This window comes from Cetobacterium sp. NK01 (assembly GCF_024506395.1).
Lineage (GTDB): Bacteria > Fusobacteriota > Fusobacteriia > Fusobacteriales > Fusobacteriaceae > Cetobacterium_A > Cetobacterium_A somerae_A.
Map to the genome: position 1 here is coordinate 1,005,480 of NZ_JANIBO010000001.1, position 15,352 is coordinate 1,020,831.

The following is a 15,352-nucleotide window of genomic DNA, read 5'->3' on the forward strand; positions in this document are numbered from 1 at the left end:
TTTCTACCTTCCTTTTCCAAAAACAACAGTTTTTAGAGTTTTAAATAAAATTACAATATCTAGATATAAACTATAGCATTTTATATAGTACAAATCATATTCAAGCTTATTCTTAGCATCCTCCACTGTTGCTCCATAAGGATACATAACCTGAGCCCAACCTGTAAGACCTGGTTTAACCATATGTCTAAGTCCATAATAAGGTATTTGCTTTTCTAGTTCTTTTATAAATACCATTCTTTCTGGTCTTGGACCAATAAAACTCATATCTCCTCTAATTACATTTAATAATTGAGGTAATTCATCTATTCTAGTTTTTCTCATAAAATTTCCAAACTTTGTAACTCTTGGATCGTTTTTTTGAGCCCATTTTGCTCCATCTTTTTCAGCATCTTGTCTCATACTTCTAAATTTATAAACCATAAATTCTTTTTCATTTTCTCCAACTCTTTCTTGGGAGTAAATTATTGGTCCTGGACTTTCTAATTTAACAATTATTGCAGCAATTATCATAACGGGAAAAGTTAAAGTTCCAATTACTATTGACATTCCTATATCAAATACTCTTTTTACTTTATTTTGAAATTTACTTCTTAAAATTTCAAATCCATAGGCATTTAATAACCACTCTTCATTTATATACGATACTTCTACTTTTTTCTCAATCTCTAACATATAATCTAAATAACTCATAACATGAGTATTTCTTAATTTTATTTTTAAAATTTTTTCAATCTCTTTCTCTTCTAATTTTATTTTTCCCAATAATAACAATTTGATATTATTAATTTTTACAAACTCTTCTAACTCATCTATATTTTCTTTAAAATTTATATATTTATACCCTTCTAATTTTTCTAAACTCTTTTCTAAATTTATTTTTAATTCTCCATCTCCATAAATAGTAACGGGTTTAATTCTATATACAAACATATTTATAACTGCTCTTATAAGAATTGTAATTGAAGTAAATAATATAAAAAATATAATTAACCAAAAATCCCAACTTATAAAGAACCATATAAAAAAGAATACCATATTTATTCCAATTACATTTAAATAATTTTTTATAGAGTATTTAGGCACATCAAAATTCATTAAATCAAAAAGATATAATCCCAGCATTACAAAAGAAAATACTCCTATTCCTATTAAACTTATTTCAAAAGACAAATTAAATAAACTTATCAAAATCGAAAAAATAACTCCTAAAATTCCTATATAAAACAATCTTAACATTAATTTTCACTATCTCCTTCATAAAGAATGACTCTTTCTCCATCCTCTATTATATTTTCATCAGCTCCATTTTTATCATAAAATATTATTGCTTTAAAAATTTCATCTTTAGAGTCCAAACCAAACTCTGAAAATAAAGCAGTCGGGTATGCATCATCTCTATAAGAAACTACTGTTAATACATTATTATTTCTAACTAAATATTTTGTTTTTTTATTTTTACTTGTTCCATCTTCATCATCTCTTCCAATTCTTCCTAATATTTTACCTAAAATATCTAATTGAAATTTATCCTCATCATTTTTTACTTCCCAAATTCCAGCATCCTCTTTTGCGATTTTAACTTTTCTCATCTCTTTCCCAGTTTTTAAAATATATCTTATATTTCCCATGCTATCAAAAGTAAAGGGTAGCCCTTCATCACTTAAATTGTAAGAAGCTAAATTAAACCCGGGCTGAATACTTCCTGGAACTCTTTTTTCTACATAAATAGCTGGTAATTTATCATCAACTGGAACTGTTTTTAATTTTAATTTTTTTGCTTTTAAAACTTTTTTATCTATAGGATTTAATTGCTCTATAATAACTGTATTTTCAGATTTTGGATATAATCCTACAATCGGCAAAATTTCTCCTGAACTATATTTCTTTTCATAAGAAAAGTTAGGCATTCCTCCCATTCCAAGTACAGTAACTCGTATTAAATCAAAGTCTTTATTAGATTCATATTTCATTCCATAAGCTAAAGGAGTTCGTCCATATGGATTATATCTTAAAAAAGGATCTTCAAATGTATATTTTTTTTCTTCATACTCTTTTTTTAGTTCTTTTTCATATTTTTCATCTTGAACATATAAGTCGCCATATAAAGCTGCCTTTCTAATATCAAATCCTTTTAACATATCTTCTATTTCTATTGCTAAACTTGGATTTACATTTCCAATTTTATAAAGAGTTTTACTAATTTCTACCACTTCTTCTAAATCATATTTTTTTATATCTTTTTTTTCAACAAACTCAACAGTCATTGGTGATTTTGATAAAATTTCACTTATTTTCATTAAATCTTCTTCTGATAATTGAGCAAAGGTATCTTTACTATTTTTTATTGGTAATAATTTTGTTATTCTTTCTCTTATTTTTATAACTTCTGGTCTATTCTCAATAATTTTAATAGTATTTTCAAAATTATTTTTTATTAAATCCTCTTTAAAATACTTTCCTAACTCTGGAGAAAGCAAAGATAGTTCTTTTAACTCTCTTATTACCTTAGCATTTTCTATTGCTTTAGTGTAATCAGTATTTTCAATATATGATTGTATATTTGGACTATTTATAAAATCAACTAATTTTCCATCGGATAAAACAGATGCAGCTATTTCCATCTTATCAGTTGATAAACTTTCTAAGATTCTTTTTAATTTTTTATCTTTTAATTTTGTATCAAAAATTTTCTCATTTTTTTTCTTTTCACTATTTTCATATATTTTAGAAATACTTTTATTATTCTTTAAAATATTCTCGATTTTCTTTTTATTAAATAACAACCCAAAGCCAAAAAATATTATTATTATAGATATTAATAAGACCGTTATTTTCTCTTTTTTCATTACTTTTCACCCCGTCTATTTTTTTTAATTCTTTAATATTATACACTATATTGAAATAATTGTATAAAAAAAAGAGCTTTTAGCTCTTTAAAAAATTTTATTATTTCTACAAAAAATAAAAAAATGGCGCTTCTTGCTGGGCTCGAACCAGCGACAACACGATTAACAGTCGTGCGCTCTACCAACTGAGCTAAAGAAGCACTTTTTTAAGATTGGCAACTTCCTATCCTCCCAGGGGGCTGCCCCCCAAGTACTTTCAGCGTTTATGGGCTTAACTTCCAGGTTCGAAATGTTACTGGGTGTACCTCCATAGCTATCGTTGCCAATCAATATTTATTTGTGTTCTTGAACACTTGAAACTATATAGTAGTATATTAAGGTTAAAACTTCGATATATTAGTATTGGTCAGCTAAAAGTCTCACAACTCTTACACCCCCAACCTATCAACCTCCTAGTCTCGAAGGTATCTTAAAGAGTACTTATCTTGAAGTCAGTTTCCCGCTTAGATGCTTTCAGCGGTTATCTGTTCCAAACGTGACTACCCAGCTGTGCCACTGGCGTGACAACTGGTACATCAGAGGTTTGTCCATCCCGGTCCTCTCGTACTAAGGACAGATCTTCTCAATACTCTAACGCCTACAGTGGATAGGGACCGAACTGTCTCACGACGTTCTGAACCCAGCTCACGTACCGCTTTAATGGGCGAACAGCCCAACCCTTGGGACCTTCTCCAGCCCCAGGATGCGATGAGCCGACATCGAGGTGCCAAACTCTACCGTCGATATGGACTCTCGGGTAGAATCAGCCTGTTATCCCCAGGGTAGCTTTTATCCGTTGAGCGACGACCCTTCCATTCGGAATCGCCGGATCACTATGTCCTGCTTTCGCACCTGCTCGACCCGTCAGTCTCGCAGTTTAAGCTCTCTTATGCCATTGCACTCTACGGTTGATTTCCATCCAACCTGAGAGAACCTTTGAACGCCTCCGTTACTCTTTCGGAGGCGACCGCCCCAGTCAAACTGCCCACCTAGCACTGTCTTCGAGGGTACAAACCTCAAATTAGAATTCCGACATAGTATGGTTGGTATTCCACCAGTGACTCCGCGTAATCTAGCGACCACACATCTTAGTCTCCCAACTATCCTATACATACGATGCCAAAACCCAATACCAAGCTACAGTAAAGCTCCATGGGGTCTTTCCGTCCTACTGCAGGTAACCGGTATCTTCACCGGTAATACAATTTCACCAGGCCTCCCGTCAAGACAGCTCTCAGATCGTTACACCATTCGTGCAGGTCGGAACTTACCCGACAAGGAATTTCGCTACCTTAGGACCGTTATAGTTACGGCCGCCGTTCACCGGGGCTTCAATTCGGAGCTCTCACTCCTCCTCTTAACCTTCCGGCACTGGGCAGGTGTCAGCCCATATACGTCGCCTTACAGCTTAGCATAGACCTGTGTTTTTGTTAAACAGTCGCCTGAGACTCTTCACTGCGGCCTCTCATAGCTTTGCGTCGCGTGTACGCTCACCATAAAAGGCACCCCTTCTCCCGAAGTTACGGGGCTATTTTGCAGAGTTCCTTAACGAGAGTTAGCCTGTCCGCCTTAGATTTCTCATCCTGACCACCTGTGTCGGTTTGGGGTACGGGCACTAATATCTTTATAACGCTTAGAAGCTTTTCTCGGCAGTGTGGTATTTGCACCTTCCATCTTACGACTCCTCATCACACCTCACGTTTAGTCTAGCGGATTTTCCTACTAGACCACGCTACATGCTTGAACTGGCACTTCCGTTCGCCAGCGTGCATAACCTCCTACGTCCCTCCATCACTTGATATCAGTGGCACAGAAATATTAATCTGTTTTCCATTCGCCTACGCAATCTAGCCTCGGCTTAGGACCCGGCTTACCCAGGGGAGACAAACTTTACCCTGGAACCCTTGGTCTTCCGGCGTGGGGGATTCTCGCCCCCATTCTCGCTACTTATTCCTGCATTCTCACTTCTGATACCTCCAGAGTCTCTTGTCGATTCTCCTTCAACGGCCTACAGAACGCTCTCCTACCAGTCGCTTACGCAACTCCACAGCTTCGGTTTATAACTTAGCCCCGTTACATTGTCGGCGCAGAGACTCTCGACCAGTGAGCTATTACGCACTCTTTAAAGGTATGGCTGCTTCTAAGCCAACCTCCTGGTTGTTTGTGAATCTCCACCTCCTTTCCCACTTAGTTATAATTAGGGACCTTAGCTGGTGGTCTGGGTTGTTTCCCTTTTGACCATGGAAGTTAATTCCCATAGTCTCACTCCTGAGCTCTAGAATTATGGTATTCGGAGTTTGATTGACTTCGGTAAGCAGTATGCCCCCTAGGTCATTCAGTGCTCTACCCCATAATTGAACACTCAAGGCTGCACCTAAATGCATTTCGGAGAGAACGAGCTATCTCCTGGTTCGATTGGCTTTTCACCCCTAAACCTACCTCATCTCCCAACTTTTCAACGGCGGTGAGTTCGGGCCTCCACTGTGTCTTACCACAGCTTCACCCTGGACAGGCTTAGATCACCAGGTTTCGCGTCTACGCCCAGCGACTATGTCGCCCTATTCAGACTCGGTTTCCCTTCGGCTCCGTTAAACTTAACCTTGCCACTGAACGTAACTCGCAGGATCATTCTCCAAAGGCACGCCATCACCCCAAAGGGCTCTGACCGCTTGTAAGCACACGATTTCAGGTTCTATTTCACTCCCCTCCCGGGGTTCTTTTCACCTTTCCCTCACGGTACTATGCGCTATCGGTAAGTAAGAGTATTTAGCCTTACGAGATATGGTCCTCGCAGATTCACACAGAATTCCTCGTGTTCCGTGCTACTTGGGAGAGATCATACATTTGATACGGTTTACCTGTACGAGGCTTTCACTCTCAGGCCTTTCCAGACCTTTCCAGTTCGGCGTATCATAATGTCGAATACCTTGCAGTTCTTCAGACGATCTTCCCGCTACCCCGTAGATGCAACGGCTGCATCCTTGGCACATCTACGGTTTGGGCTCACCCCCGTTCGCTCGCCGCTACTTAGGGGATCGTTTTTACTTTCTTTTCCTCGGGTTACTTAGATGTTTCAGTTCACCCGGTTCCCTCTTTCGTGCTAAGACTCCATCTTAGCAGATTTCTCCATTCGGAAATCTTGGCATCACAGTTCGATTGCAACTCCACCAAGCTTATCGCAGCTTACCACGTCCTTCATCGGCTCTTACTTCCTAGGCATCCTTCGTGTGCCCTTAATATTTTAACCTTGTAATATAATTCATATTATTTAGACAGACTAACTACTCAATTTAAGATTGACTTAAAAATGAATTGTTAGTTAATTTAGAATATTTTCTCAATATCTACTATATAGTTTCCAATGTCCAAGCTTGATAATGTTTTGGTGGAGATAAGCGGAGTCGAACCGCTGACCTACGCAGTGCAAGTGCGTCGCTCTCCCAACTGAGCTATATCCCCATACTTACAAAGAACAGTATCAATCGAATAGAGAAAAAGTTAGTCTCCTTAGAAAGGAGGTGATCCATCCGCACGTTCCCGTACGGATACCTTGTTACGACTTCACCCCAATCGCTAATCACACCTTAGGAACATCCCTCCTTACGGTTAGGCCTGCTACTTCAGGTGCAACCAACTCTCGTGGTGTGACGGGCGGTGTGTACAAGACCCGAGAACGTATTCACCGCAACATGCTGATTTGCGATTACTAGCGATTCCAACTTCATGTACTCGAGTTGCAGAGTACAATCCGAACTAAGAACAGCTTTAAGAGATTAGCTCACCCTCGCGGGTTGGCAACTCTCTGTACTGCCCATTGTAGCACGTGTGTAGCCCAGCGTATAAGGGGCATGATGACTTGACGTCATCCCCACCTTCCTCCTGCTCATCGCAGGCAGTATCGCATGAGTGCTCAACTTAATGGTAGCAACATACAATAGGGGTTGCGCTCGTTGCGGGACTTAACCCAACATCTCACGACACGAGCTGACGACAGCCATGCACCACCTGTCACTAAGTTCCGGCAAGCCGGCACGAATCCATCTCTGGAAACTTCTTAGGATGTCAAACGCTGGTAAGGTTTCTCGCGTTGCGTCGAATTAAACCACATGCTCCACCGCTTGTGCGGGTCCCCGTCAATTCCTTTGAGTTTCACACTTGCGTGCGTACTCCCCAGGCGGATCACTTATCGCGTTAGCTTGGGCGCTGAGGTTCGACCCCCAACACCTAGTGATCATCGTTTACGGCGTGGACTACCAGGGTATCTAATCCTGTTTGCTCCCCACGCTTTCGCGCTTCAGCGTCAGTATCTGTCCAGTGAGCTGACTTCTCCATCGGCATTCCTACAAATATCTACGAATTTCACCTCTACACTTGTAGTTCCGCCCACCTCTCCAGTACTCTAGAAAAACAGTTTCCAACGCAATACGGAGTTGAGCCCCGCATTTTAACATCAGACTTATTTTTCCGCCTAGACGCGCTTTACGCCCAATAAATCCGGATAACGCTTGCGACATACGTATTACCGCGGCTGCTGGCACGTATTTAGCCGTCGCTTCTTCTGTTGGTACCGTCACTTTCTTCTTCCCAACTGAAAGCACTTTACAATCCGAAGACCTTCATCGTGCACACAGAATTGCTGGATCAGGCTTGTGGCCCATTGTCCAATATTCCCCACTGCTGCCTCCCGTAGGAGTAAGGGCCGTGTCTCAGTCCCCTTGTGGCCGTTCACCCTCTCAGGCCGGCTATCCATCGTCGCCTTGGTGGGCCGTTACCCCACCAACTAGCTAATGGAACGCAAGGCTCTCTCTTGGCGCATATAGCTTTCATAAGTTTCCCATGCGAGAATCTCATAATATCCGGTATTAGCTGTCGTTTCCAACAGTTGTCCCAGACCAAGAGGCAAGTTCCTTACGCGTTACTCACCCGTCCGCCATCCTCGTTACCCGAAGGTAACTTGAATCGACTTGCATGTGTTAAGCATTCTGTCAGCGTTCATCCTGAGCCAGGATCAAACTCTTCATTCAAATATATTTAAAGTCCTAAGACTTACGTTTACACCATTTATTGGTTTGCCATTTCTGGCATTTGTTATTTTCATAACTTCTGACTATTTTCTCTATTCGGTTGTTAATGTCCTTTGATTTTTGCGTGGCGGTTGTTCCCGCTACAAGAAGTATAATACCACAATATCTGCCTCATGTCAACACTTTTTTTATTTTTTATTTAAATTTTTTCTTTATTTAAAATAAATTTATTTTTTCCATCTCTAATTAATATTTCTTCTTCAACAAATTCTCCAATTACTCTAGATAGAGAAGGTCTACTTACTCCAAATAATTCAGATAATTCTTTTATTGAATGTTTAAAAACAACTTTGTTATTTTTAGTATTTTCAAAAATATAATTTAACATTTTTTCTTTTATCGTTTTATTATTAAAGCTTTTCCAAACTTTATTCGATAAAAATTGAGTTTTATCTGAAATTTCATTTAAAAAATTTATTAATATATTTTCATTTAAATTAAATATTTTTAATAGATTTTCTCTATCTATGTGCAATATTTCTCCACTACTTAAGGCTATTAAATCAACTGGTAAATTATTTTCTTTTCCAAAGATAAAGGCTGATGCAATAATATCTCCTCTTAGTAAATTTTCAATTTTCTGTATCTCTCCATTATCTTTTAACATTTCTGCACTTAATACACCATCTATTATTATGTAAAGACCATTTAATCTTTCTTCTCTAAAAAAAATAGTGTCATTTTTATGAAATTTCTGTATTTGATAAGATATATTATTAAATACAAAATTTAAATCCTTTTCATTTAATTTTTCAAATAGTTTAAATTCTATTAATTTTTTTAACTCTTTCATGTAAAAACACCTCTAACACTTTTATTTTATTTAATTTATATTATAATAGCATTGTTTATTAGAAAAAATAATATTATAATTGATATTAAGAGGTGATTTTATGAAAAAATTTGGTTTATTAGGAAAAAATATATCTTATACTTTTTCTCCAATTTTACATAATAAAATTTTTGAATTATATAATATAAAAGCTAATTATAAAGTTTATGACTTAAAACATGAATCTATGTTAGAATCATTTGTTGAAAACTTAAAAAAAAATAAAATCTTAGGAATTAATATAACTACACCTTATAAAACATCTATTTTAAAATTTGTAGATATTTTATCTCCAGAAGTCCAATCAATTGGAGCTACAAATTGTATAAAATTTGAAGACGGAAAACTTGTTGCATATAATACAGATTACTTTGGTCTTATAAAAACATTTGAAAAAATGAATTTAAATTTAAAAAATAAAAAAGCTGTTGTTTTAGGAACTGGAGGAGCTGCTAAGGCTTCAATTAAGGCTCTTTTAGATTGTGGTGCTATTGTTTCTGTTGTAACAAGAAATAAAATAAGTACAAAAAAAAATCTAAAAGATGTTTTTGTAATATCCTATGAAGAACTTACAGAAATATCTGGATATCTCTTAATAAATGCAACACCTGTTGGAACTAGTCCTAATATTAATCTTTCACCTGTTAATAAAGAGATTATACAAAACTTTGACTTTATTTTAGATTTAATATACAATCCTCAAGAAACTTTATTTTTAAAATATGCTAAAAGCAAAGGTAAAATTTATAATAATGGATTTTATATGCTAGTTTCACAAGGAATAAAGTCAGAAGAAATTTGGAATAAAGAAGACTTTAATTACGAAAAAATATACAATGAACTTAATCAAATAGTCTATAAATAATATTGGAGGAATTTTTACTTATGAAAAAAATTATTATTACTTGTCCAAAGTGTAAAGAAAAAATGAAAATAATGGATAAAGTCGCAAAATATAGATGTCCAAATTGTAAAGAGATCTATAAGTTTACCTGGTATAAAAGAGTAATTCAAAAATTTATTGGTTTTTTTCAAGGAATTATTCAAACTTTTGTTGATATAAAAAATAATTTTATAACAAAATATAAAAATACTAAAGCTACCTATAATTATATGAAGCAAATGAAAACTAACATGAAAAATAATCCGAATTGGTCAAATTATCACAGAGAACAAGCAGAAGAGAAAAGAATGAAAAAGGCTCAAAAACCTAGTTTTTGGGATAAATTTAAAAAATAAAATTTTTAAGAAAAAAAGGAGAGTATGAAAAACTCTCCTTTTTCTTGAATTTATTTCACTACAATATTTACAATTTTACCTGGAACAACTATTATTTTTACAACAGTTTGCCCTTCAATAAACTTCTTAACATTTTCTATTTCTAATGCCTTCTTTTCTAACTCATCTTTAGAAACAGTTCTCTCTACTTCTAAAGTTCCTCTTAATTTTCCATTAACTTGAACAGCTATTGATATCTCATCTGCTACAGTTAATTCTTCTTTATGAGTTGGCCATGATTCTAAGAATAACATGCCTTTATTTCCCATCTCTTGCCATAACTCATCACAGAAATGAGGTGTAAATGGTGATAACATAATAACAACATTTACCATCGCTTCTCTAAATATCTTTTTAGATTCTGATGTTTCTTTATCTGTTCCTAAAACTTGAGTTCTAAAATCTTGCATCTCATTTAATAACTCCATAGTTGCTGCTATCGATGTATTAAAGTGGTAGTCAGCTTCGATAGATTCAGTTACCTTTTTAATTGTTTGATGTAATTTTCTAACTAATCCTTTATCTTCTTTACTTAATTTAACATAATCAATTGTTGTTGAATCTGTTAAATATTCTTTATTTTCAAGAACTAATCTCCAAATTTTATTTAAAAATCTTGCTGCTCCTGCTAATCCATTTTCATTCCACTCTAACTCTCTCTCAGGTGGGGCAGCAAACATAATAAATAATCTTGTTGTATCCGCTCCATACTTATTTATCATAATTTCTGGATCTACACCATTATTTTTAGATTTTGACATTTTCTCAACTTTAACTTGTACCTCTTCACCTGTTGTTTTTAAGAAAGCTTGAGATCCTTTCATTTCAACTTCATCTGGATATAAGAATCTATTTTCGTTTGCTGAGTAATATGATGGCCCTAATACCATACCTTGAGTTAATAATCTCTTAAAAGGCTCATTTGATGATAATAATCCCATATCTCTTAAAACTTTTGAGAAGAATCTTGAATATAATAAGTGCATTACAGCATGCTCTATTCCACCAATATATTGGTCTACTGGAACCCATCCATCAACTATTTCCTTTTCAAATGGTAAATTTGTATTTTTAGGATCACAATATCTTAAGAAATACCATGATGAGTCTACAAATGTATCCATTGTATCAGTATCTCTTCTTGCAGGTCCACCACAACAAGGACATACTGAGTGCTTATAACTTTCTGATGTTTCTAAAGGATTTCCATTACCTGTGAATTCTACATCTGTTGGTAATAATACTGGCAGATTTTCATCTTTTTCCATAACTACTCCACATTTTTCACAATATAAAGCTGGAATTGGTGTTCCCCAATATCTTTGTCTTGAAACTCCCCAATCTTTTAATCTATACTTTGTTGTTCTTTCTCCAAATCCTTTTGCTTCTACATATTCTGCTATTTTAACTAAAGCTTCTTTTGAAGATATTCCGTTGAACTCTTCAGAATTTGTCATTACTCCAGATCCAACAAAAGCATTTTTCATCTCTGAAGCTTCTATCACAATCTCTTTTTTTGTTTCTTTATCTATTGGATTAATTACAACTTTTATTGGCAAATCATACTTTTTAGCAAAAGCAAAGTCTCTTTCATCATGAGCTGGTACAGCCATAACAGCTCCAGTTCCATAGTTCATCAATACATAGTCAGCTATCCATAACTCAACTTTTTCTCCATTTGCAGGATTTATTACATGCCAACCTGTATTTATACCATTTTTTTCTTTTCCTTCAGCTGTTCTTTCAATCATATCAGTATTCTTCATTGCAGATACAGCTTCTCTTATGCTTGGATTAATTTTTATAATTTCATCTACTAATGGGTGCTCTGGAGCAATTACAGCATAAGTAACTCCAAATAATGTGTCAACCCTTGTTGTAAATACTGGTAAATTTTCATCTTTTTCAACCAACTTGAAGTTTACTTCCGTTCCAAAAGATTTTCCAATCCAGTTTTTTTGCATTGTTAAAACTTTTTCTGGCCATCCATTAACTAACTCTTTGTGTCCTTCTAATAACTCCTCTGCATAATCTGTTATTTTAAAGAACCATTGCTCTAAATCTTTTTGGATAACAGGAGTTTTAGAGTGTCTCCAACACATTCCATCTTCAACTTGCTCGTTTGCTAAAACTGTTTGACAATCTGGACACCAGTTTACAGTTGATTTTTTCTTATAAACTAATCCCATTTCAAACATTTTTTTAAATATCCATTGATTCCACTTATAATACTCAGGAGTATAAGTAGCTATCTCTCTATCCCAGTCATATGATAATCCCATCATTTTTAACTGTCTATTCATATTATCTATATTTGATTTTGTCCATAATGCTGGATGCGCACCATTTTGAATTGCAGCATTTTCTGCAGGTAGTCCAAAAGAATCCCATCCCATTGGATGTAGTACATTATACCCTTTCATTCTTTTATATCTTGCTATAACATCTCCTATTGTATAGTTTCTAGCATGACCAACATGTAGTTTTCCAGATGGATATGGTAACATCTCTAAAACATAGTAATTTTCTTTTCCTTCAACTTTATTTTCAGTTTTAAATATATTTTCTTCTTTCCATTTTTGTTGCCATTTTTCTTCAATTTGGCTAAAATTATATTCTCTCATCTCTTCACCCCATTAGCTTTAATTTTATCTCATAATATAGCATAAAAAAACCTGTACTTCCACAGGTTTATTTATTTAATATAAATTTTTTGCTATCTCAGAAAGTATTATTCCTCCAGCTACAGAAACATTTAATGAGTTAATTTTTCCATGCATTGGGATCTTAACTAAAATATCACAATTCTCTTTTACTTTCTTTCTTATACCTTCACCTTCACTACCTAATACAAGAGCTGTCTTATTTGGATATTTCTCTTCATGATAATACTTACTTCCAGATCCTTCAGCACCATAAACCCAGAAATCTAACTTTTTTAACTTCTCTATTGCATCAGATATATTTGTAACTTTTACTATATCAACATGTTCTATGGCTCCAGTTGAAGTTTTAATAACAGTTTCATTTATTTTAACTGAATTTCTTTCTGGAATTATAATTCCTTTTACTCCAAATATTTCAGCACTTCTAATTATTGCTCCAAAATTTCTTGGATCTTGAACTCCATCTAAAATTAAAACTATTGATTTTTCATCTCTAGCTATCTTTTCTAAAAATTCTCCTAACTCAATATAGTAGTCATAATCACTTAAATATGCCACTACCCCTTGAGAATTCTCCTCTTTTTTCCCAACTTGAAATAATTTTATATTTCTAGCTGAAGCCAAAGCCTTTAATTTACCTAGCTTTTCTTCTCTCATCCCTTTAAATATTTCAATTTTTTCAATATTGTTAGACTTATTTTGTAATAACTCTATTACAGGATTTATTCCTATTACTTTTTCCATTTTCTCACCCTTTTATATTTCTACTTTTATTCTTTCTATATTTGCCCCTAACGCTCTTAACTTTACTTCTAAATTTTCATATCCTCTGTCCACGTGATAAATTCTATTTACTATAGTTTCTCCATCTGCAAGTAATCCAGCTAATATTAAAGAAGCTCCTGCCCTTAAATCACTAGCCATAACCTCTGCTGAAGAAAATACTTCTATTCCATCAATTCTCGCTATATTAGCATCTGTTGAAATATTTGCTCCCATTCTATTTAATTCAGGAACATGCATAAATCTATTTTCAAATATTGTTTCCTTTATCTCACTTGTCCCTTTTACTAAACACATTAAAGTCATCATTGGAGATTGTAAATCTGTTGGAAATCCTGGATGTGGCATTGTTGTAGCTTTAACTGCTTTCAGATCTTTTAACTTAGTTTTTGTTGTTAAAATATCTCCATCAATATTAAACTCTGCTCCCATTTCCTCTAACTTTGATATAAAACTCTCAATATGATCTCTTATAACTCCTCTTACAGTAATAGCACCATCAAACATAAGTGATGCAACTATAAAAGTTCCAGCTACTATTCTATCTGGAATAATTGAATATTCACAAGGTGTTAACTTCTCTACTCCTTCAATTTCTAATCTTCCAGTTCCAATACCCTCTATCTTTGCTCCCATTTTATTTAAAAAATTACATAAATCATCTATTTCTGGTTCTCTTGCAGCATTTTCAATTATTGTTTTTCCTTTTGCTTTTACCGCTGCCATAACAACATTTTCTGTGGCTCCTACACTTGGAAAGTCAAACACAACTTTTCCACCTATAAGTTCCCTTGTTTCGCCTTCTACATAACCATGATCAATTTTTATCTCAACACCTAGTGCTTCAAATCCCTTTAGATGTAAATCTACAGGTCTTGATCCAATTGCGCATCCTCCTGGTAAAGATACTTTCGCCTTTTTTTCATGAGCTAACATAGGTCCCATAACTAAAAATGACGCTCTCATTTTTTTTACTAAATCATATGATGCTACTAGTGATTTTAATCCATTATTAACTACTCTATATGAATGTTCTCCTATTTTTTCAATTTCTAATCCTAGACTTTCTAAAAGTTGGACAAGAGTAACTATGTCTCTTAAATTTGGAACATTATTTAATACATATGTTCCTTTTTCTATTAAAGTTGCAACAAATATTGGTAAAGCAGCATTTTTTGCACCTTCTACTCTCAATTCTCCATTTATTTTTTTTCCACCAATTATCTTAAATGCTTCTACGCTCATGCTATCTCTCCTTTTTGTCAAATCTGTCTATTGGGCAAACTTTACCAAATAATCTATCAAAAAAATTCATTTCTTGAAATTTATTTAGTCGCTCTGGCAATTTTTCTTTCAGCTCTTTATAGTGCTTTGGGCATATTTTATGTCCTTCTCCATATATAAAAGCCTCACTTAGACCTGCATCAGTATATATTTTTGTTGCACTTTCCAATACAACCTCTTGATTCTCATTATCTAGAGCTTCTTGCGATACAACAACTAAACCAATATTTCCCCTAAAAGTTATATCGTCTACAAGTGTATATCTAAGCCCTATTTTTTCAGCTTCATCTATATAAGGTTTTATTGAATCAAAAGGTATATCTCTTCTAATTTTTAGTAAAACCGCTCGAGGATCTTTCATAGCCTCTTTTATTTCATTATGAATAAAATTTCTTTCAATCTCGGGCTTTTCTAAAGCTGCTAAAACATTTTCTTTAAATTCCCCTAAATAAATTAACTTTTCTGTTTGAGTTTTTAAGAAGTGTAACTTTGCTTTTTCTCTTTCGTTTATTATATCATCTACCAACTAAAATCACC

General features: G+C 34.4%; 9 protein-coding genes, 2 tRNA genes and 3 rRNA genes. 2 read left to right on the top strand and 12 right to left on the bottom strand.

Annotated elements, in window-relative coordinates:
• Window positions 1-3 precede the first annotated feature (3 nt).
• The 8 genes from NON08_RS05060 to NON08_RS05095 form a co-directional block, all read right to left on the bottom strand.
• Window positions 4-1,239, bottom strand: coding sequence for an exopolysaccharide biosynthesis polyprenyl glycosylphosphotransferase (locus NON08_RS05060; protein ID WP_256690351.1), 1,236 nt, complete (start codon window positions 1,237-1,239; stop codon window positions 4-6).
• On the bottom strand, window positions 1,239-2,849 hold the full coding sequence (locus NON08_RS05065; protein WP_256690352.1) for a hypothetical protein: 1,611 nt from the start codon (window positions 2,847-2,849) through the stop codon (window positions 1,239-1,241). The genes NON08_RS05060 and NON08_RS05065 overlap by 1 nt, the downstream gene beginning before the upstream one ends.
• A 124-nt stretch (window positions 2,850-2,973) precedes the next feature.
• A tRNA-Asn gene (locus NON08_RS05070) sits at window positions 2,974-3,049 on the bottom strand.
• Window positions 3,050-3,059: 10 nt separating this feature from the next.
• Window positions 3,060-3,176 (bottom strand): 5S ribosomal RNA (gene rrf, locus NON08_RS05075).
• Between the two features lie 49 nt (window positions 3,177-3,225).
• Window positions 3,226-6,135, bottom strand: a 23S ribosomal RNA gene (locus tag NON08_RS05080).
• Window positions 6,136-6,271: 136 nt separating this feature from the next.
• Window positions 6,272-6,347, bottom strand: a tRNA-Ala gene (locus NON08_RS05085).
• A 52-nt stretch (window positions 6,348-6,399) separates the two neighbouring features.
• Window positions 6,400-7,912, bottom strand: a 16S ribosomal RNA gene (locus NON08_RS05090).
• Together the 16S, 23S and 5S rRNA genes with 2 tRNA genes alongside form the textbook arrangement of a ribosomal RNA operon.
• A 199-nt stretch (window positions 7,913-8,111) precedes the next feature.
• Complete coding sequence (locus NON08_RS05095; RefSeq protein ID WP_256690354.1) at window positions 8,112-8,765, bottom strand: Crp/Fnr family transcriptional regulator; 654 nt, start codon at window positions 8,763-8,765, stop codon at window positions 8,112-8,114.
• A 100-nt stretch (window positions 8,766-8,865) separates the two neighbouring features.
• On the opposite strand from NON08_RS05095, the gene aroE reads away from it, so the two are divergent.
• Window positions 8,866-9,669 (top strand): shikimate dehydrogenase, encoded by an 804-nt coding sequence (gene aroE, locus NON08_RS05100; RefSeq protein WP_256690355.1) that lies wholly within the window; start codon window positions 8,866-8,868, stop codon window positions 9,667-9,669.
• A gap of 20 nt (window positions 9,670-9,689) precedes the next feature.
• Complete coding sequence (locus NON08_RS05105) at window positions 9,690-10,043, top strand: hypothetical protein (protein WP_256690356.1); 354 nt, start codon at window positions 9,690-9,692, stop codon at window positions 10,041-10,043.
• A 50-nt stretch (window positions 10,044-10,093) separates the two neighbouring features.
• Here NON08_RS05105 and leuS read toward each other — a convergent pair whose 3' ends face one another.
• The 4 genes from leuS to NON08_RS05125 form a co-directional block, all read right to left on the bottom strand.
• A complete protein-coding gene (gene leuS / locus NON08_RS05110) occupies window positions 10,094-12,706 on the bottom strand; it encodes a leucine--tRNA ligase (protein ID WP_256690357.1) in 2,613 nt (870 codons plus the stop codon).
• 75 nt (window positions 12,707-12,781) lie between these two features.
• A complete protein-coding gene (rlmB, locus tag NON08_RS05115) occupies window positions 12,782-13,492 on the bottom strand; it encodes a 23S rRNA (guanosine(2251)-2'-O)-methyltransferase RlmB (protein ID WP_023050517.1) in 711 nt (236 codons plus the stop codon).
• Between the two features lie 12 nt (window positions 13,493-13,504).
• Window positions 13,505-14,776: a UDP-N-acetylglucosamine 1-carboxyvinyltransferase gene (gene murA, locus NON08_RS05120; RefSeq protein WP_256690358.1), complete on the bottom strand. Its 1,272-nt coding sequence runs from the start codon at window positions 14,774-14,776 to the stop codon at window positions 13,505-13,507.
• Window position 14,777: 1 nt separating this feature from the next.
• Window positions 14,778-15,341: a DUF1694 domain-containing protein gene (locus NON08_RS05125; protein WP_256690359.1), complete on the bottom strand. Its 564-nt coding sequence runs from the start codon at window positions 15,339-15,341 to the stop codon at window positions 14,778-14,780.
• Between the last annotated feature and the right edge of the window lie 11 nt (window positions 15,342-15,352).